The sequence below is a fragment of the [Phormidium] sp. LEGE 05292 genome, assembly GCF_015207735.1.
Taxonomy (GTDB): domain Bacteria; phylum Cyanobacteriota; class Cyanobacteriia; order Cyanobacteriales; family Aerosakkonemataceae; genus Floridanema.
In genome coordinates, this window is the sequence record NZ_JADEWG010000031.1 from 1 (window position 1) to 20,697 (window position 20,697).

Below are 20,697 nucleotides of genomic sequence, written 5' to 3' on the forward strand. Positions count from 1 at the left end.
CCCCATTCCCGCATCTCCCTAACAACTAAGTGGGCATTGAACAATAAATTCAGTGAGATTATTGGCACTTTTGGCGATGATGTTTCCCCCCATTTGTTCGACCAACTTTTTCACTAGTGCCAGTCCTAAACCAGTGCCACCATGTTTCCAGGGATCGTTTTGGGGTATGCGATAAAATTTATCAAAGATCCGGGGAAGTTCTGCGGTAGGAATTTCCACTCCTGTATTAGTCACGATGAATTGCAGCCAAGAAGATTGATTGATTAGAGAAATACTAGCTTCTTGTTGTGTTGTTTCTTGCTGAAAGGTGCTAAGTTCGATCGCAATCGTGCTACCTGCGGGAGTATATTTATAAGCATTATTCAATAGTTCTGTAACCACCCGACTGAGGCTGAATGAATCGCAACTTACTGTTGGCAAGTTTGGCGCAAGATTAACTTGAAAATATTGTCGATGATTTTGGCTGCGAACTTCAAACGGCTCAATAACATGGAGAAACCAATCTTTGAGGTTAATTCTTGCGAGTTGTTGCTGATAAGTTCCGGCTTCCAGATGTTGTAAGTTTAACAAGTCTTCTACTAAAAGAAGTTCCCGATCGCACTCTTCTTGTAAAATTGTCAAATACTGCAAAATTTGACGGTTTTGAGTTAATAAGTTAGAGTTTGCCTCCACTTGATTATCTTCTTGATTGGACAAAGTTGCCAATAGTTGAATTATCATTTTCATATTAGCGATCGGGGAGCGCAATTCGTGAGAAATGGTATGAAGAAAATCATCTTTAAGCTGATTGAGCCTTTGCAGTTCTTGGACTTGAGCTTGTGCTGCTTCATAAAGACGGGCTTGGCGGAGAGCGATCGCACATTGATTCGCCACCTGTTCCACCAAATTTACCTCCATTTCACCAAAACTAGAAGCACAAGTTTTGTATAACCACAAATCGCCTAAAATACCTGTTTCTGCTACTTGATTATCAAAAATTGGACAGGCAAAAATTGCTGCATGATTCCCACTTGAATCCGACTCAATCGGACAGAAAGCAAAGCAATATTTCTGCCTTAACTGCTGAAAAAGCTCAGGAAAATCTATGGGATAAAAAGTTTGTTCTTGAGTAAAATTTAGTCCAGGCTGTATCCATTGATATCGCATAATGGAATGTAAGCGATCGGAATGATAAAGGACAGCATGACAACAATTCACCTCCAACGCACTTCCCAATGCTTCCACAACCATTTGCAAAATTTGGTTTTGATCCAAACAGTCCCGCATTCGATCGGAAATCTGCTTTAAAGTGGCAGCAAAATTTAAGGATTGTTGTAATTGCAAGGTGCGAATTTGTACTCCTCGTTCCAAATTAATATTCAATTGCCGGACTTCTGCTTCGGCAAGTTGACGTTCATGAACTTCTCTTTCTAATTTCTGATTTTGTTCAACTAAAAGTTGCTGTTGTTGTTGAATTAATAATTGATTTTTAATTCTTGCTAATACTTCTAATTCTTGAAAAGGTTTACTAATATAATCTTGTCCGCCGATTTCAAATCCCCGGACTTTATCACTTATCTCATCCATAGCACTAATAAATATAATTGGAATATGGCTGGTAACTTCTGACTCTTTCAACTTTTGGCAAACTTCATAGCCATTCATTCCTGGCATATTAATGTCCAGCAAAATCAAATTCGGTGGATTTCGATGTACAGTTTGTAACGCTAATTTCCCAGTCAGGGATTTACGAACAACATAGCCTCGCAACTCTAGGATTTTAGCTAGCAACCGCAAATTGTCCGGGTGATCGTCTACAATCAGAATATTTGTTTCTGATGGGGACTTAAGTAAGTTAACCATAATAAAAAGATTTTTTGCTATAAACTATTGGCTATTTAAAGAGGAAAGAGTTGAGAGTAATTGAATAATTTCTTCAAACTGATAATTGTTTGCCAATTTAGTTAAATAGATGGCTAATTTAGATAGCATTGGCGGAAGTTGGACAATGAGTTCAGCAACGGCAACATCGTCTCCACAGACAGCAGAATTTTCCATTCGCATGAACCATTCTTCAGGTAATAAATTTAGTACTTTAAGATCGCATTCATCCCATAAATCTTGATTTTCTAACGCAGCAACAGAGTTTGGTTGCTGGTTTTCCTTGGGGTTGGGTTCTGCATAGGTGTATTCTAAACCCAAATATTCCTTCATTTTGAGAAATAAAGTTTCTTCTCGGAAGGGTTTGCTGATATAGTCGTTGCAACCTGCGGCTAGGGCGAGTGTGCGGTCGCTTTGCGTGCCGACAGGCGTATCGCTCTGAGAAGCTTGGGCAGTTAGAGCAATAATAATACTAGTAGGTTCCTTTTCCATTGCTCGAATTTGCTTGGTTGCTTCATATCCATCTAGTATTGGCATCCGAATATCCATCCAAATTAAATTAGGTTGCCATTGTTGCCAAATTTGCACTGCTTCTTGTCCGTTAGTAGCTTCTCGGACGGCAAAACCTAACTGCATGAGTAACTTAACTAACAGCAAGCGATTATCTTTTTGATCGTCAACTACTAAAATTCGCCACTGAGGTTGATTAGGAACTAAGCCAATCACTCGGCGGAAGTTCTCCTGAGACTCAATAATTACTGCATTTGTTAGAGTTACAGGAACAGTAAAGGTAAATGTACTTCCTTTTCCCAAAGTACTACGCACAGAAATTTCTCCTCCCATTAATTGCAGTAACTTGCGACTAATGGTTAAACCTAAACCAGTTCCATTGCTAGATTTTCTCCCCGCCTGCGCCTGAACAAAAGCATCAAAAATTGTCTCCAATTCTTCAGCTGCAATACCTACTCCCGTATCTGTCACTTGAAACTGAAGGGATAGCTTTGAGTTTTGAGTTGTAGGGGTAAGTTTTTCCCCAGATAAACCCGCCAACACTTCCCCTTGTCCCCTTGTCCCCTTGTCCCCTTGTCCCCTTGTCTCTTTGTCCTCAACTTCCCAACTTTCAGGCATAACTATAACTTGTAAAGTGATGCTACCTTGGTTGGTAAATTTAATGGCATTACTCAGGAGATTTAGCAAAATTTGACGTAATTTTTGAGCATCGCTAATAATAAATTGGGGTACTTCTGGAGCAATATCAAACAGCAATTGTAATTTTTTAGAACTTGCTCGTTCACCTAACATACTTTTGAGAGAGTGGAGTAGAGCAATTAAGTCAAAAGTCGTTTCTTCGAGCGTATAATGCCCGGATTCTATTTTGGAAAAGTCTAGAATATCGTTAATCAGGTTGAGTAGGTGATCGCCACTGCGACGAATGGTTTCTAAGTCTTCCTTTTGACTCAAAGTTAGGGAAAGATCGCGTTCCAATACTTGAGTAAAACCGAGAATTACATTGAGTGGCGTGCGTAATTCATGACTCATATTGGCTAAGAAAATACTTTTGGCTAAGTTTGCAGCTTCTGCGGCTTCTTTTGCTTGTCGTAGTTCGATTTCATTACGTTTGCGTTCGCGTAGCGCCGCTTGCTGTTCGCTAATATCTTGTCCGATGCCTAAAAAATATCCATTGGAAAGTTGCACATTTGCCCAGCTTGTCTCCAATTGTTGTCCAGTCGCAGTTAAGGTTTTCATATCTTGCCATTTTCCATTTGCCAACATCATGTGTTCCAACGCTGCTTGGTAATCTATCGGATCTGGATAACATTCTTGTAAAACATCTCGCTGTTGCCATGTTGCCAGTGACCAACCTAAAATTTTTTCCAATTCATGATTCACAAATTCTATTCTACCTTGAGAGTTAAACATGGCAATCATCACTGGAATGTGGCTGACAATTGTTTGAAACATTTCTTTTTGTTGCTTTAAGTCGGCTTCGGCTTGCTTGCGTTCGCAAAGTGCGGCTTGCCGTTCGGTAATGTCTCGTACCATAATCAACACTTCATCAGGCAGAAATGGCACTATTCGCACTTCTTCGTAACGTAGTTTCTCTTTAATTAAGATTTCATGTTCATAAATTTGCATCATGCCTGATTGCAGAGCTTTTTGAGTATACTGCATTCGCATTTGTGCTAAGTTTTGCGGTAGTATGTCATAAATGTTCACTCCGAGACGATCGCGATCGGGCCGAAAAATATTAAATTCATTACTAGCAATAAAATCTAAATAATCTCCGTTTGAGCGCATCCGAATCAACAAATCTGGAATTGCTTCAATAATTGCTTTTTTGGTGGCTTCGCTTTCCCGCAAAGCTTTTTCTGCCGCTTTTTTAGCTGTAATATCGCGGAGAAATGTGGTAAAAATTACCTCTCCGTTGAGCTTCAACTTAGAAATTGAAGCTTCAGCAGGAAATTCTGTACCATCTTTGCGCCGTCCAAAAATTTCTCCGCGATCTGCCATTTGTCGGGTTTCTCCCGGCGTGTTAGCATAATTTTGCACTTGGCGATCGTGAGATTTGGCAAAGCGTTCTGGTAATAGAAATGATAAAGGTTTTCCTAAAACTTCTTGATTTTTATAGCCAAAAATTTTCTCTGCTCCTTGATTGAACAAGATAATAGTTTGATTTTGATCGATTGAGATAATAGCATCGTTGGCAATGTCTAGAATTCCGGCTAATCGAGATTGAGAAATTTCTAAGGCTGTTTTAATTTCTTTTTTCTGGCTGATTTCCCATTGTAATTTTCGATTGGTTTGGGCAAATTGACGAATTCGCTGATAACTCAGTTGCACTAGATACACGACTAAGGCAAATAACCAAGCGGAAATTAATCCAGCTACTAGTACAACTTTTGGCAGCGGTGATTTTTCCTTTGCTAATAAGGCAAGATTTGGATAAACTTCTACTTGCCAATTAATTCCGTAAGCTTTAACTATGGTGGTTTTTTTCAGAGTTGATTGAGTTAGTAAGCCTTGACTGTAAATTAATTGGTTGCGATCGTATATTTGAACTTTGTAATCTTTGTTTATTGGTAAAATTCCCTCAAATATCTCAGGAAATTGAAAAACTCCTAAAATAAAGCCATCGAAGCGATCGCCCACAAATAACGGAATACTTACTAAAAATCCTTTGCCTCCTTGAGCTAAGGAAATAGATCCTGTAACAATTGGTTGACGAAGCGCTTGAGAAATCTTTAAACTAATTTGGCGACGAGGTTCTTGGCTCAGGTCTAGATTTTGTGCTGCTTCATTTCCCGCTAATGGTACTATCCAACGGACATGATATGAAGAATCGACATATTCGATCGCTCGATAACCATAAAAATCATTAACAAAAGCAGCTGCATCATTTTCCCAAACTGCTCTTGCTATTCCATTGCGGCTTTCCCATCGCTTTGCCATCCGCTGTAGAGCTCGGATTCGATTGCTCAGTTCATGGCTGAGATTTCTTTCTATTGTGGTTGCTTCAGCAAGAGTCAAATCTTCAATATATATATGTTGTTCTATGCTAAGCTGATACCACAAAAATAAAACAGCGACAGAAGCTATCACACCCAGTAATAACGACCAAATTTTCATCATGAGTGTGCGACGGATAACTTGCATAAGTGTGAGCGGGATTTTAATCATAACGCGATCGATCGATCGAGTCATTATAATTTAAAATATCTCGAATTTCCGGTGATTTCCCCCCCCGCTCAACAATCCGCAATATAAATTTTTGCTCCTAGATTATTATAGTAACAGAGTAAAATTTTAAATAATTTTTAATAGTCTGTTCGATGTGAATCTAGTACTAATGCAAGTTGCTACTTACTAACGTGGTGATAGGTAGTGGGTAGTGGGTAGTGGGTAGTAGGTAGTAGGAATCCCATTACCCATTACCTACTACCTACTACCAACCTCAATTTAATAACTAGGAACTGGAGTTATTAACAGAGAATGAGGTTTTTTCAATCCTACGGATCTAAGTGAAATATTAGGCAGAGATAAATTCTGCTGACAACTAACTAAATTAGGCATCTCTTGCCAACAATGACGACAAAACCAGTAAGTTTGATTTCCCCGAATGTGACGCAGCATTTGATCGGAGCAACAAGGGCAGGTAGCCATAATAAACCTCTTTTATTAAAACTTATTTTTTTAAAACGCTTTTCTTTGCCGATCGATCTCCTACCAGACACCTTGGTGAGGTAAGGAAACTGGGAACAAATCTTTCTCTGATTTCGTCCCAGCTTGGGTTATTAGCCACCTTCACTAAGCCATCAGCGCATTTTAGGTTAGAAAAAAATAATAAAAAATTAGTAAAGAACCTAAAATTATTACATTATTGATACATAGTTAAATATTTATTTACAATTTTCAACATTTGCTACCAGCCTAAAATTTCGGTTATTTCTTCGGTTAAAGTTATAGGTTGTACAGGTTTGGTAATGACTCCGGTAACGCCAATTTGAGTAAAACGATCGCGATCGCTAGGTAACACTTTTGCAGTGAGGAGAATTACCGGAATCGATTTTGTGGCTGGGTTAGACTGAAGTCTTTGATAAACTTCATAACCATCCATTCCTGGCATTGACACATCTAGGACAATAGCATCAAACCTTTGGGTTTGTACTATTTGCAAACATTCCTCCCCTGAAGCAGCTGTTATGGTCTTCCATCCCCCTAAATCTTCCAAACAAGCTTGCACTAGTTCCCGGAGATGTATTTCATCATCGACAACTAATATTGTTTTGCCGCTCATAAATTTATTTGTCGATAAGATATATTAGATATTGTCGCATATTTACTCATGCAAGCATAGCTCGATCGGGGATTCTCTCAAAGTTAGTTTTGAGAAAATTTTAGTATAAAAGAGTACTTGGTTATTATTAAATCCGTCAATGAGCTTATACCAATTCTCTATGAAGATGCGCTGCACGGAACCCCACCCCAAACCCCTCCCCGTACACGGGGAGGGGCAATGATTAAGCGCAATTTTACAGAGAATTGGTATTAACTCAAGTTGCTAGTTAGTTATATTTATTGTTTAGGCTGGTAGTGGGTAATTGGTAGTCGGTAGTAGGATTTTTATGAAATATTTTACTACCCATTACCCACTACCTACTACCAATTACGACTAGAAGTAAAGTAACTAGCAACTTGCGTTATCAGAAGGTTCCCCCCTTAGTAAGGCAGGCTAGTTCGGATCTAGGTTTCAGGCTCCAGAGTGCGTGAGTCCGTCAAGCTTGCGCTGTGACGGTGAAAGTGTCAACCGCAATTTCTCGGTAAAGTAAAGAAAAAAGTACTACCTTTACCTAGAACACTTTCAACCCAGATTTCTCCGCCATGCTGTTGAATAATACTCTGACAGATTGCTAATCCTAATCCTGTTCCTCCTTTGTCGCGGGAGTCGGAAGCATCAACTTGCTGAAAGCGCCCAAAGATAAGTTCTAATTGATCGGCGGGGATACCGCGTCCTCGATCGGTAACTTGGAACAAAACCAGATCCATTTGAGATTTAGCCTCAAGGGTAATTGTAGAATTAGGAGGGGAAAATTTGATCGCATTACTTAACAAATTTGTTAATGTTTGCACGATCGCATCCCGCGCCGCCCAGACTTGGACATCAGTAGAATTAATTTTTAGTGTAATCTGTTGAGCAGTGGCAAGTGCTTCCATGCCATTAACGGCTTGTTGGATTAAATCTACTGCTTGACAAATTGTTTTCTCTAAAACTACTCTTCCTGACTCTAACCGTTCTAAATCTAAAATATCGTTAACTAAATTTACTAAACGATTAGTATCAAGCAAAGCTATATCGAGCATTCGCTGAAACTTTTCGGGATTATTTTTATAAACTCCTGTTTTCAACAATCCTAAAGACATTTGAATTGCGGTTAAAGGTGTGCGAAGTTCATGGCTAACAATGCCAATAAATTCGTTTTTAATTTGTTCAATTTGTTGCTGTTCTGTGATGTCTTCGGCAATGCCAGCAACTCGAATAATTTCCCCGGCTTCATTTAGGATTGGGAAAGCTCGATCGCGAATCCAACGAATCGAACCATCGGGACGAATTATGCGATATTGCTCTTGTAATGGCTCTGTTCTTTTTCGATTAAAGAATGTAGATTCAACTTTTTGACGATCGTCTGGATGAATTGTATTTAGCCAATTAAAAGCGTTTTGAGAGAGACTTTCACAACTCCTTTGCCAGATAGTTTGATATGCTTGACTCACATAAAGATTGTTGTGAGTTTGAGCATCTTTGATCCAAAAAACTGCTTGAATGTTTTCGGCTAATTGACGGAACTTTTCTTCACTCTGTTGTAAAGCTTCTTCGGCTTGTTTGCGATCGGTGATGTCTTCAGCAATGCCAGCAACTCGAATAATTTTTCCGGCTTCATTTGCGATCGGGAAAGCTCGATCGCGAATCCAACCTACAGAATCATCGGGGCGAATAATCCGATATTCTAGATCGAAAGACTCTATATTTTGTAGTTCACAACATAAAAATTCAACACGCTGGCGATCGTCTGGATGAACTGTTTCTAGCCAATTTAAACGGTTTTGATAGACGCTTTCACAACTCCTGTGCCAGATAGTTTCGTAAGCCTTACTCAGATAAATAATTTTTTCAGTTTGAGTATCTTTGATCCAAAAAACTGCTTGGATATTTTCAGCTAATTGACGGAATTTTTCTTCACTAACGCGCAAAGCAGTTTCGATTTTTTTCTGTTCGCTAATATCTTTAATCAGCCAGCGAATCCCAGTAATTTTCGTTTTTTGATCGTAAATAGTAGAGGCAGTGATCGCTGCTGGGAAGAGATTGCCTTGGCGAGGTTTCATAGTTAACTCATAGCGTTGGCGAGCAAACCACTGCGTCAACTGGTTTAGAGCGGTGCGAAAAATAGTTCGATCTTGGTCAGAGATGTATATCGATAAGGGCTTGCCAACTAAGCTAGATTGACTGACCAGAAACAGGTTTTCTGCGGCTTGATTAGCTTCTTGAATCACTCCATTTGTATCTGTTACCAGATAACCATCTGGAGCAAAGTTAAACAAATCTTCATATCGGGAGCGATGCAGTTGTGAATCTGAGAGAGCGATCTCTAGTTGCTCATAGCTTTCTTGAAGGTTTTCCTGAATAATTTGTAGTTCTTCTAGAGTTACTTGTAATTCCTGATTGAGTTCTTCTAATTGAGTTGTGCGCTTTAGTAGTTCGGCATTAGCTTGTTGTAGGTCAATTTCTGCTCGTTGGCGATCGCGAAGTGCGGCTTGTCGATCGCTCACATCCTGTGCTAAAGAAAGAAGCGACACCAAATTCCCCGATTCATCGAGCAAAGCAGAATTGTACCATTCACAATCAATCACCCTGCCATCTTTGTGATAATTGCGATTATTACACAGGGTTTTATTTCCGTTTAACAAGTTTTCCTCGACTAATTTGACTTTTTCTAGGTCGGCTTCAAAAATAAATTGCCAATCGTACATTCTTTTACCCAAGACTTCTTGGGCACTCCAGCCAAAGATCCGCTCTGCTTGTTTTGACCACTGCTTAACTCGAAAATCGGCATCCCAAATAATAGTTGCCAAAGGGGTATTTTCAATGTGAAAAGTCAATTGATTATGAGTCAGTTTGAGAGCTTCTTCAATGCGTTTGCGCTCAGTGATGTCTAGCAAGAGCGAACCGATAGCGATTACCTGTCCAGTTTCGTCAAAAATGGGGAAATGAGAAACCAGCCAGTAATGCAGGGATTCGGGTAAACTTGGAGTAGTTCCTTTTATTTCTAACCTGCGAATCGCTTCTTTGGTATCAATTACCTTTTGTAGGGCTGGGATTATTTGGGGAGCCAAATCTGGTAATATTTCTGCTACATTTCTCCCAAAATATGCTTCGATCGGAAAACCGTTAATGTCTGCTAATGCTTGATTAATTTTGACGTAATTGAATTGTCGATCGTGAATCGCTAACCCGATATTGGCGGATGATGCGGCATTAAAGAAACTACCTAACAATCGTTCTCTTTCCATCACTTGCCGTTGTAATCTGGCACTAAGGATCAGTTCTTCTTGTAAGCGATCGTTTGCCTCTATCAATTCTGCCGTCCGTTGCGCTACTCGTGCTTCTAGTTCGGCATTCAATTGCTGTAAAGCAATTTCCGCTTGTTTGCGTTCTGTAATATCTTGGCAGATGCCAATCCACTCTTTGATTTCGCCATCACCATTGAAAATTGGCACAGCCCGAACCGCAAAATCCCGATAAGTACCATCTTTAATGCGAAGCCGAGACTCTGTTTCGTAAATAGTACCGTTGGTGCAGGATTCGATCCAGATTTGAGTGGTGCGATTGCGATCGTCAGGATGAATAACACTCAGCCAACCCCACCCCAAGCACTCTGCTGCGGGTTGTCCAGTTAGTTCTTCCCAACTATCCGACGCAATTATTGTTCTACCTTCAGCATCAGAACGCCAAACAATTTGAGTCGTAGCATGAACTAAGGAGCGGTATCGGAGTTCACTTTCTCGCAAGCTAGCTTCAATCTGTTTTCGTTCTTCTAGTTCAGTCTGTAACTGAGCAAATAACTCGGATTGCCCAATCGCAATGCTCACTTGTGCGGCTAACTGTCGCATCAATTCGATTTCGGAAGTTTGCCATTGCCGAGGCGCTTCGCAATGATGAGCAATCAATAATCCCCACAATTCATTTTGCTTGATAATGGGAACTACTATATTTGCCCTGACTTGGAAATTAGCCAATAGTTGTACGTGACAGGGATCGATTTCAGCTTTATAAATATCGGATTTGACAGTAATTAAGCCTTGTTTAAAAGGTTCAACATAGTTTTCGCCAAAGCAAGGATCGTAAATTTCAGTTGATAAAATAGCTGTCCATTCTGCGCCAACAGATTCTACTAGGACAGTTCCCCGCCATTGAGGGTTAAATTGAAAGATAATTACCCGATCGGTTTTTAGTATCCGGCGAATTTCATTTACAGTTATTTGCAGGGTTTCTGATAAATTAAGCGATGTGCGGATGCGTTGGTTGATTTCCATCACCAAGCGTTGTCGCTCAAATTGCTGCTGTAGTAAGTTTTGGGTTTGTTTGCGATCGTCAATTGCCGTAGCTGTTCCCGTCATCAAAATCGGTTCTCCCGCTTCATTATAAAAAGCGTGTCCCTTGCCCTCAACCCAATGAATGCTGCCATCTGCCCAAACTACCCGAAATTCTTGATAAAGAAGGCTATGATTTTGAATTGCCTCTTGTATTCCTTTGTGAACTGCTTCTTTGTCTTCAGGATGCAAACAATCTATAAAAGCTTGATATGTACTACCAAAGGTTCCGGGAACAAAACCAAATAACTGTTGTTGCTCTGGAGACCATTTCAATTTTCCTGTTACTATATTCCCATTCCACATCCCCATTTTTGCCGCTGCTGCTGCCATGAGTAAAGGTTCAACATTTTGCTGCACCAGTTTTTGGCTAAGTAGCTGAATCTTGTGTTGGCTATCTAAAAGATTACTGCTAAAAATGTTGATGGCTAAGGCAACTAGGAAGAAAACACCCAACCGCAATAAACTTTCTAATTGAAGACTTCCAATGTGATTCAAGGGAGGAATGAAGAAATAATCGATCGCCAATGTTGAGATGACAACTGCCACAAATCCAGGTCGAAAGCCGCCATACCAGGTACTTAAAATAATCGCCAGGTAAAAAAAGGAGCTAATTAAGGGATAGAGTAATGATTTCAACCAAAGTGTTAGTAGGAGGGCGATTACTGTTGAAGCGATCGCTACCATAAAAGGTAACAAATTTTGATACATTTTCTCGACTCCTCCCATTCCTTGTTTTGATTCAGATCTCTTACTCTCGTTCCCAGGTTGAACCTGAGAACGAAAACAGAGGCTCTGGCTCTAGATGCAAGAGTTCTATTTGATACTATTTTTACCTATTTTTTGATAAAAATCGATATCGATTACGTTCAATCCGGCTAAGTATCCTTGTTACCAATTCTGGCCCTAATACTGGTTTAGTAATAAAGTCATCGGCTCCAGCGGCAAAAGCTTGCTGAAGAGATTCTGCATCAATATGAGCAGTCACCACCAAAATTGGCAAATCTCCCCATTGAGAATCCTGTCGAATCACTTGGCACAATTCTAATCCACTAACTAAAGGCATTTCTACATCCAAAACTACTAAATTTGGGTTAGTGGCAATCAAGACTTCCCAAAATTTTTCCGGTTCAGCTAAAGTAAATACTTCTAAACCCCAAGGTGTCAACAATGCTTTTAAGTTAGTTAATACTAGTGGATCGTCATCTACGATTAATACTTTAGCTTCTGTAGTAACGGTTTGAAAAACACGGTTGATTGCCTGAAAAATTTGTTCAGTTGTGGCGGGTTTATGTAAAAATTGCCTTGCTCCTAAGCGTGAAACTGTTAAGCGATCGCTCAAACTATTTTTATCAGTAAACACAATTACCGGAATTTGTGGCGATTTTTCGACTAATTCCTGTAATAACATTAGCCCATGTTCTTCGGTATCAGAGAAACTCAAATCCAGCAGCACTAAGTCAGGAGGTGTTAAAGTAATTTGCGATCGCGCAGTTGACAAATTCAGTGCTACTTTGATCTCAATTGCCCAAGCGTCGGCTTCTGCTAATAGCTGTTCCATAAGTATGGCATCATTATCGATCGCCAAAACCCGATGTTTTTTTGGCACTGCTTCAGTTGTCAAATCTAAGGGAATAGGAGATTTACTTAATTCCTTTTGCAACGCTGTGACTAATTGGACAAACCGAGCCATATCTTCACTACTTAAAGGAAATTTTTTTTGCAAAAGATGTTCTATTGTCCGCGCCAATCTCGATCCTTCAGGATAACCAAATGAACCTAAAGAACCCGCCAATTTATGTGCTTCGTACTTGGCTGATTGGTATAATTTTTCGTCTAAATTTCCGGTTAAAAAAGCAGTTTTTGCCGCAGTTATCACAGCCAATTGTTCTTGCAATATATCGCGAAATTGCTCAATGACCTTATTAATAGATGTCATTACCTTGTGTTTTTTTTCTGTTTCTGCTTCCTGACTAACTGCACTATTTTTCGGACAAGGTTTCAGTCGATAACCCATACCATAAATAGTTTCGATAATCTCTTCAGTTAAACCCCCCGCCTTGAGTTTTTTTCGCACCTCTTTAATATGAGTATTAATTGCTCGTTCCGTAGGTGCGTCTTCAAATCCCCACAAGCGATCTAAAATAGCACTGCGGTTGAAAATGCGATCGGGATTTCGCAAAAACAACTCCAACAAATTATATTCCGTCGCCGTCAAAGGAATAACTTGTTCGCCAAAAGTTACCCTTCCAGAATTTAAATCTAAACAAAGATTTCCCCAAGTTAAGTGAGAAGATACTTGAACATCACTAGAAACAATAGCGCCACTTCGTCTCAATAAGGCCCGAATTCTTGCTAGCAATGCTTCTGGCGCATAAGGTTTGATGACATAATCATCCGCTCCCGCATCCAACCCAGCTACAATATCAGTATCAGAGCCTTTCGCCGTCAGCAAAAGAATTGGCTTAGTGTAACCTTGACTTCGCAGTTTTCGACACAAACTAATCCCATCAAGAATCGGAATTTGCAAATCTAGCACAATCAAGTCATATTCCCCGACTGTAACCAAATTTAGCCCAGTTTGCCCATCAGTCGCCAAATCAGTTATGTAGTGATGCGCCGCTAGCATCTTTTCCAGCGCCGTACTCACAAATGTATCATCTTCTACTAAAAGTATTTTCATCAGACTAAATTTTAATCAACTACTAAAAAATCCTAACTATTAACTTGCCAAATTAATTTTTTTATTTTGGGTTAACTGTTTATCACCACCGTTGCTAGAATTGTTTGAGAAGAAGTCCCGATCTGAGTTGATGAAATAGAACACAAATTTCTTATAGTCTAATTTATAGCATTCGCCACAATTGTTAGGGCAGTTCCTTTTTACCTGTATTCTCGTTCCCAGGTTGAACCTGGGAACGAGGTCTTGGGAGGTTCAACCTCCTTACTGGAACGCCCCTACCCTTAACCGAGAAGTATTGATTTCCTTTTTACCTGTTGCCTTTAAATCAAAATACAATGTCCTAACCGATATGTCCGTTGCTATATGACGATCGTCAAAATCAAAGAAGTGGGAAAAGTCGTAAAAGCAAAGGTTCTAGCCCTTCCTCCTGGGTTAACCGCCCTGACGGTTGCTATAATAAACTGCTACGCATTTAAATTGAATATTTAGGCTGATGGGGAGATGGGGGGATGGGGAGAGGGATTGACGGTTTTTGCCTAACACCAAAAATATACAATTTAGATGCGATGCAAGCTTATCACATCAATTACACAATATGCGATTAGAGTCCTGTTGTATTTGTTATTGGATAAATTAACAAACTAGTTTTTTGAATCCAAATTTTTCCAACATTATAGAAAATGCCAAAGAAATTAAGAGTAAGAATATCCAACCAAAGAATTTGATAATTAAGGCTTCTTTGAAGCTAAAAGTAAATTCACTAAACCAACGACTACCAAAAGACAGCAAGATTTGACTTAAAATACCATTAATACAAAAAATTCCTAAGCTGTATTTAGAGAGCAGATAAACTAATTTTCTGATTCCAGGTGAAACTTGACTTTCCACTACACTACTAAAACAGATAAACATTACAGGAACGCTGATAATACAGGAGTAAATTAAATAATCAAAAGGTGGAATCTTACCTTGAGTAAGGTTTGACAAAAGAGAATATTCACTTATGATTAAACAACTGAGTGATAGTAAAATTATGACCTTCCAAACCCTACTAAAACTAGTTGAAATTTGCATCAAAGAAGGCAGTTTATGATAAAAAAACACACCCATCGCTATATAGACAAACCAGTAAATGATTAAAGGTCGATCGATTTGTCTAAGAATCGGTATCAGACCCGGAAAAATTTGCTGAGATAAAGAAGCATAAATCAAAACAAAAATAACTACTTGACAGAAAACAGCAAGCAAAAAATTTCTAGCTTTTTTAAGTGAGTTTCTAACTAATATTAAAACTATAAAAAGTTGAAAGATAATCAAAAAATAGTAAGCCCCTGTAAATATATTACCAGTTAATATTTGTAAAGTTATAGTTTTTAAAGAATTTCCTGTAATCAGTTTCAACAAAGCGGCAATAGTAAACCAAAATCCAGCCGGAATTAAGAGCCTAGTCAGACGTTTTGTTAATAAATTCCACTTATTAAATTCTGGTTTATTTACTAATCCTCGTTCTAATAACAAAAAAGAAATTGTGAGTAATACGGGGACACAAAATTTTAATGGAGCAAACAAAATATCTAAAAGTAAGGCACTAGATTCATAACTAGAACGAGGTACAAACATGGCGTGAAAGGAAACAACTGCTGTAATGCTCATTGCTTTAAGAAGGTCAATAAAAAATAACCTATTGTTAAAGTTAGCTAATGCCTTTACTGAAGTATCCATATTTATCGAAGCTTGATGTTGTTGTTGCATTTCTTAATTAACTCTTTTTTTGAATCAAGATAAATTATTTTTTAAATCTTCACCGAGCTACAATTTTAGCCACTGCATAATAAGCAGGTTTCGGTTGGTAGTTTTGGTCAAAAAGTAGTGGTGCATCGGGACTTTTGTAAAAGATAGGAATCCAAGAAAAGCGATCGCTCAACCCCCAAGTTGTTAAAGTATTACAATTAGGTGCTGCTAAACAAATTCGAGTAATGTTTTCATAAACTTTGGCTTGCTCTGCTAACGTAACTGCAACTGGTTGATTGTGAATTTTAACATCCATTTCAGTAATTTTTACTTCTAATTTCAATTCATTTAACCGACGGATATTAGCGGCTACTTCTGCGTAATTCGGTGGTTTTTTAATACTAGTGTGCATCTGAAAACCTACGCCGTGAATCGGAACATTTTTTCGACGTAATTCTTTAACTAGATTATAAATAGTATCAGACTTTTTTCCTAAATCCTCAGCTTCAAAATCATTGTAAAACAAACGTGCATTCGGATTAGCTTCATGTGCCCAACGAAATGCCATTTCAATATATTCTGAGCCAATAGTCTTTAACCAAATTGAATCTCTGAAACTTCCGTCCTTGTTAACTGCTTCATTAACTACATCCCAAGAATTAACTTTTCCTTGGTAGCGTCCGACAACTGTATAAATATGCTTTTGCAAAATATCCATTAATTCTTGACGAGAAAACTGCCGATCTTTAAACCAATTGGGGAGATTGCGATACCAAACTAAAGTATGTCCATGTACCTGCATTTGATGATCTTGAGCAAAAGCAACTATATCATCAGCATCAGCAAAATTATAATTACCTCTTTCCTGACTTAATTTTCCAAATTTCATCGCGTTTTCTGGAGTTAAGGTATTAAATTCTCGTGCTAATACTTCTCGATATTTGGCATCTTTACGGAGTGGTTCAATTAGTACGGAAGTACCGATTTTCATCTGAGACTTTTGAGCTAATTGGCGTAAGGTTACATTGGTACTCGATCGAGCATTTACTAGATAATCAACTTCTTCATTTATAGTACTTTTTTCTTGAGAAATTCCCTGGTATTTATAGACAAAAATACTTAATACCAACATCACGCAAAATAGGATTATAAACAGAAATCTTTTTTTTAACATTATCTTATTTAAGCAATTAAATTTGCAGTTTATTTAACCTGAATTGATTTTTGTTTTGATTTCCAAATTTGCTTGAAAAGTGTTAGTACTGTGCGGGGAATTCGACCAGCAGACAGAAGTGAAATTAGGAAAGTATTAACTACAATTACAAGTAAAGGTTGGACGATCGCTTGGAGTGGTAAAGTTAAAGAATTAGTCAAGAAAATAACTATCCAAGTAGTCACAATTGCAGTAACGGTTGGTAAAATTACTGGGGTAGCTAATGTGTTCAGGCTCCATTTAGCAGCGCGACAAGTAGCAAACCAAAACCAAATAGTTGCTGCAATACCCATTACTAAAGTAACTGCGATCGCCACACCAACAGTTCCTCCTAATTTAGCACCAATAAAGTAAGCAGGAACAGATAAAGGAACTAAAGCCCAATTAATTGCTGCATTAATAGCAGGTTTATTAATCGCATTTAAAGCAGTTCCCAGAATTGACATAAATCCCCTAGCATAAGCAAAAATTAACACTATTTGAAACAAGGGAACTGACTCTCTCCATTCAGAACCATATACTAAGGGAATAATCCAAGGGGCAATAATAAAGCCAATACTATAAATCGGTGAATAAAATAAAGCATATAACTCCAGTATTTGACATAAATAAGATTTTCTTTTTTCATCATTATATTGAGAAAGAATAGAAAAATTTATCTTATTAATTTGGGATAAAGCAAAAGCTGGTAACATAGCTAACTGATAAGCTAAATTGTAATAGCCTAAAGATTTAGCTCCCAAGAATTTTCCTATTAAAAAATTATCACTATTGGTATTAGCATAAACTGCCAAATTAATGCTTACTAAACTACTAATAAAACTCCATACTTCACCCAATTTTTTTTTGTCTGGGAGAAGATAGTAAATAAATTGATAAGGGCAATACCAACGTTTTAATACTGCATCTGTAATTGCCCGACATATTTCTCCAGCAGCAAATGACCAAACACCTGCTCCGAATAAAGCAAATATTAATGCTCCTCCCATTCTGCCTATTCCTTCAGCCGTACTAATAATTGCTAGTTCTTTAAATTTCATTTGACGCTGGAGAATTGAACCACGAACGCCACTGCCAGCATTAATTAAAAACTTAAGAGAGACACAAGCAATTAACGGAAATAATATAGGTTGATTAAAAAACCAAGAAATAGGTAAACCAGCCAAACTTAAGAGCAAAAACATTGCAAAGGAGATATTAATGCCCAAACTGTAAACATTATCTACGAGTTTTTTATTATCTAATCCTCGCTGAATTAATACAGCACTTATAGCTTGTTCTTGAAATAAATCAGTTAAGGTTGTGATAATCAAAACCATTGCCCAAATTCCAAAATCTTTGGGAGAAAGAAGATGTGCTAAATAAATTTGAGCAACTAGCTGGGCAAGTTTATTAAGCGCGTAACTTATTGTTAGCCATAAACTGCTTTTCGCAATTTTACTAGCATTACTATCGGGCATAAACTCTCTACTTTTTATTTAAAGATAGATGGAACTATGGAGTATTTGTTGCTGGGCAAGTTCTTGTCCTTTTTGACCTAATTTTTCTCGCAGTTGTGGATTTTGACACAACAATGTTAGTGCATTAATAAGTTCTTCTGGTGAATTAGGATCGACTAGTAAGCCGTTTTCTTGATGAATTACTGCATCAACAACTCCACCAACACGAGCAGCTATTACAGGTTTACCAAAAAATCCGGCTTCTCGGTAAACTATGCCAAATCCTTCAATGCTTCGATCGGCAGTATCAAAGTAAGTAATCATGGCAAATATGTCGCACCCAAGGTAATATTTCGCTAATTCTTGATCGGGAACATAACCAGCAAAATGTACTCGGTTTTCTACTCCTAAATTTAAGGATAATGACCTTAATTCGGGTTCCATTACTCCTCGACCGCAAATGATGTAATGAACATCTAAATTTTTGGCGAGTAATTTAGGTAAAGTTTCAATAATGCGATCGAATCCTTTACGCGCAACTAAGCGACCTACTGATAAAATTACAATCGCATTTTCGGGAATACTATATTTTTGCCTCAGCTGAAAATGAAGTGTTCCAGGATTAAGGTCTGCGAGGGTTTTAATGCCAAATTTTTCTGGTCTAATATTTGGGTTAATCACATAAGTTGGCGTTGTAATATCAAAGTGTTGTTTGAGGTAATCACAGGTAAAAGAACTATTACAAACAACGCCTTCTACTCTCTGAAGCGTCCAATAAAATATAGCTTTAAATACAGGATTTTTTAAAGGACACAATAGGTCATTGCCATGCAAATAAATAAAGCATTTAACAGGTAACAAATAAGTTAATAGTAATAAGGAAGGAAAATCATAACCATGTGACCATTCAATGTAACGATAGCGGTAACGAAAATAAAGTTGAATTGCTAAAACAAATGAGCCAATTAGATTAAAAATCTGTTTAGCAAGACTGCTTAAAGTTCCAGTCTTGAGAAATTGTGGCAAATACCATCGATATACAGGAAATAGTTGCTTTCGATCGAATTTAGCAGCTTCTGGATAACTTGATGTTAAGACAATGATTCTTTGGGAGTCTTGCAAACAGCGATTGTAAACGTATTCTTCTATTCCTCCTTCTTTTGGTAAAAACGTTCGTGAAATAACTAAAATATCGCGTGAGGAAATTTGATTGTTAGTTACTGTGTCAATTCCAGTATGATTTTGCATAATAATTATTTACCTAGTTTTCATTATAGATTAGCTCATTTGTAGGCGTAAGTTGGGTAATTTCCATAATTTTGCGAGCATAGCCTTGTAAGCTACATTCAGTTTTTATCCAAAGTTGGCCTTGAGCAATTAAATTTCGCGAATTTGGATTATTTGCTATGTTAATGATTGTGTCAGCTGCGGCTTTAAAATCATTAGGAGCAACTGTCCATTCAGGGGCAAAATGATTTAGTATTTCGCTAATTCCACCAGTATTACTACCAACAACTGGTACGCCACAGGCGATCGCTTCTACCACAGTTCGACCAAAAGGTTCTCTAGGAGCTAATGTAACCACTACATCCGCATATTTGTAATAATTTTCTATTTCAAAAGTTGGTGGCAAAATTGAAAAACAATCTGCCACTCCTAACTTTGTTGCTTCTTCTTGTAAAGAACGGCTAGCTATTTGATTCGGCGTTTTATCTTCTCCTACAATAACACCATGATACTTGTAGCCTCTACGTTTAAGTTCAACTAACAGAGGCAATAAAGCAAATAAGTTCTTATCATTCATATCACCTGATAGTTTAATTCGGCTCGGTGTCAGTATTAATTTTTCTCCTTTATCCAAAATAGGTTTTAATTTCTCTGGCGGTGTCTTTTCAGAAAGATTAGAATTAAACTTTTCTAAATCAACTGGTTGATACAAAACTCCTTTTACAGGTGAAACAAAATTTTTAATATGACTAGCAGTATAGTGAGAATTGCAAATAGCCATAGGTTTCAACAAGGAAAAAAATACTTTTCTCCCCAGATATCCCAAATGATTATAAGATAAGGATAGATCGTGGAAAAAAAAGTAAACTGGACGACCGCTCCAGCGTAACTTAGGTGTCAAAATAGTAAGAGTGGGGACAACTTCACGCTGTACACAATTATCAAGCAATAAAGGAAAATCTTTAGGTTGTTGATGAATGAATTCTAAAGATTTTTGGAGAAATTCTTTCTGGTTTCCCGCTTGAATTATCTGTAAGTATTTTCCCGACCCTTTTTCTTTCAAATAGTTTTCTAACAAAGAACCCGAACAAGCTAATATTTTTAATTTATCACCCATACCACAGTCTGCAAATCCTTTGCTCATTAAAGATAAAGTTACTAAAGTTCCTCCTAATGTGTTCTGAGCACTAGGTAATATTAAAAGTTGTTTTTTTTGTACGTTTGAGATTAGCATAATTAAAAAAGATTTTACTAATTGTTTTTTTGTGGTTGTTTGCCTAATATTTTATACAAAGACAGTTTTTTGTTTTTGATCGCATTCAATTTATTTTTAACTAGCATTTGTCCATTCTATTAAACTAATAAACTAAAATCAGCAATCAACTAATCACTACCTATTG

11 protein-coding genes are annotated in these 20,697 nt (G+C 37.8%); all 11 read right to left on the reverse strand.

Annotated elements, in window-relative coordinates; translation table 11 throughout:
• Positions 1-18: 18 nt before the first annotated feature.
• The 11 genes from IQ264_RS11485 to IQ264_RS11535 all read right to left on the reverse strand — a co-directional run bounded on the left by IQ264_RS11485 (position 19) and on the right by IQ264_RS11535 (position 20,531).
• Complete coding sequence (locus tag IQ264_RS11485) at positions 19-1,842, reverse strand: response regulator (protein ID WP_193980916.1); 1,824 nt, start codon at positions 1,840-1,842, stop codon at positions 19-21.
• Positions 1,843-1,866: 24 nt separating this feature from the next.
• Positions 1,867-5,562: a PAS domain S-box protein gene (locus IQ264_RS11490; protein ID WP_193980917.1), complete on the reverse strand. Its 3,696-nt coding sequence runs from the start codon at positions 5,560-5,562 to the stop codon at positions 1,867-1,869.
• Between the two features lie 255 nt (positions 5,563-5,817).
• Positions 5,818-6,021 (reverse strand): hypothetical protein, encoded by a 204-nt coding sequence (locus IQ264_RS11495; RefSeq protein WP_193980918.1) that lies wholly within the window; start codon positions 6,019-6,021, stop codon positions 5,818-5,820.
• Between the two features lie 259 nt (positions 6,022-6,280).
• Positions 6,281-6,655: a response regulator gene (locus IQ264_RS11500; protein ID WP_193980919.1), complete on the reverse strand. Its 375-nt coding sequence runs from the start codon at positions 6,653-6,655 to the stop codon at positions 6,281-6,283.
• 506 nt (positions 6,656-7,161) lie between these two features.
• Positions 7,162-11,715 carry a PAS domain S-box protein gene (locus IQ264_RS11505; protein WP_193980920.1) on the reverse strand — a complete coding sequence of 1,518 codons (4,554 nt, stop codon included), beginning with the start codon at positions 11,713-11,715 and terminating at the stop codon, positions 7,162-7,164.
• 121 nt (positions 11,716-11,836) lie between these two features.
• The gene (locus IQ264_RS11510; protein ID WP_193980921.1) at positions 11,837-13,687 is read right to left on the reverse strand and encodes a response regulator; all 1,851 of its coding nucleotides are present in this window, start codon (positions 13,685-13,687) and stop codon (positions 11,837-11,839) included.
• Positions 13,688-14,320: 633 nt separating this feature from the next.
• Positions 14,321-15,439, reverse strand: coding sequence for an acyltransferase family protein (locus IQ264_RS11515; RefSeq protein WP_193980922.1), 1,119 nt, complete (start codon positions 15,437-15,439; stop codon positions 14,321-14,323).
• Between the two features lie 49 nt (positions 15,440-15,488).
• Entirely contained in the window at positions 15,489-16,550 is a 1,062-nt protein-coding gene (locus IQ264_RS11520) for an endo-1,4-beta-xylanase (RefSeq protein WP_193980923.1), read from the reverse strand.
• Between the two features lie 71 nt (positions 16,551-16,621).
• A complete protein-coding gene (locus tag IQ264_RS11525) occupies positions 16,622-18,091 on the reverse strand; it encodes an oligosaccharide flippase family protein (RefSeq protein WP_193980924.1) in 1,470 nt (489 codons plus the stop codon).
• 18 nt (positions 18,092-18,109) lie between these two features.
• Complete coding sequence (locus IQ264_RS11530; protein ID WP_193980925.1) at positions 18,110-19,318, reverse strand: glycosyltransferase family 4 protein; 1,209 nt, start codon at positions 19,316-19,318, stop codon at positions 18,110-18,112.
• A gap of 13 nt (positions 19,319-19,331) precedes the next feature.
• A complete protein-coding gene (locus IQ264_RS11535; protein WP_193980926.1) occupies positions 19,332-20,531 on the reverse strand; it encodes a glycosyltransferase in 1,200 nt (399 codons plus the stop codon).
• Positions 20,532-20,697: the final 166 nt, after the last annotated feature.

What these genes read in the sequence shown, in the direction of transcription:
- IQ264_RS11485 (WP_193980916.1), bottom strand. Translation starts at nt 1,842, where the DNA reads ATGGTTAACTTACTTAAGTCCCCATCAGAAACAAATATTCTGATTGTA.
- IQ264_RS11490 (WP_193980917.1), bottom strand. Translation starts at nt 5,562, where the DNA reads ATGACTCGATCGATCGATCGCGTTATGATTAAAATCCCGCTCACACTT.
- IQ264_RS11495 (WP_193980918.1), bottom strand. Translation starts at nt 6,021, where the DNA reads ATGGCTACCTGCCCTTGTTGCTCCGATCAAATGCTGCGTCACATTCGG.
- IQ264_RS11500 (WP_193980919.1), bottom strand. Translation starts at nt 6,655, where the DNA reads ATGAGCGGCAAAACAATATTAGTTGTCGATGATGAAATACATCTCCGG.
- IQ264_RS11505 (WP_193980920.1), bottom strand. Translation starts at nt 11,715, where the DNA reads ATGTATCAAAATTTGTTACCTTTTATGGTAGCGATCGCTTCAACAGTA.
- IQ264_RS11510 (WP_193980921.1), bottom strand. Translation starts at nt 13,687, where the DNA reads ATGAAAATACTTTTAGTAGAAGATGATACATTTGTGAGTACGGCGCTG.
- IQ264_RS11515 (WP_193980922.1), bottom strand. Translation starts at nt 15,439, where the DNA reads ATGCAACAACAACATCAAGCTTCGATAAATATGGATACTTCAGTAAAG.
- IQ264_RS11520 (WP_193980923.1), bottom strand. Translation starts at nt 16,550, where the DNA reads ATGTTGGTATTAAGTATTTTTGTCTATAAATACCAGGGAATTTCTCAA.
- IQ264_RS11525 (WP_193980924.1), bottom strand. Translation starts at nt 18,091, where the DNA reads ATGCCCGATAGTAATGCTAGTAAAATTGCGAAAAGCAGTTTATGGCTA.
- IQ264_RS11530 (WP_193980925.1), bottom strand. Translation starts at nt 19,318, where the DNA reads ATGCAAAATCATACTGGAATTGACACAGTAACTAACAATCAAATTTCC.
- IQ264_RS11535 (WP_193980926.1), bottom strand. Translation starts at nt 20,531, where the DNA reads ATGCTAATCTCAAACGTACAAAAAAAACAACTTTTAATATTACCTAGT.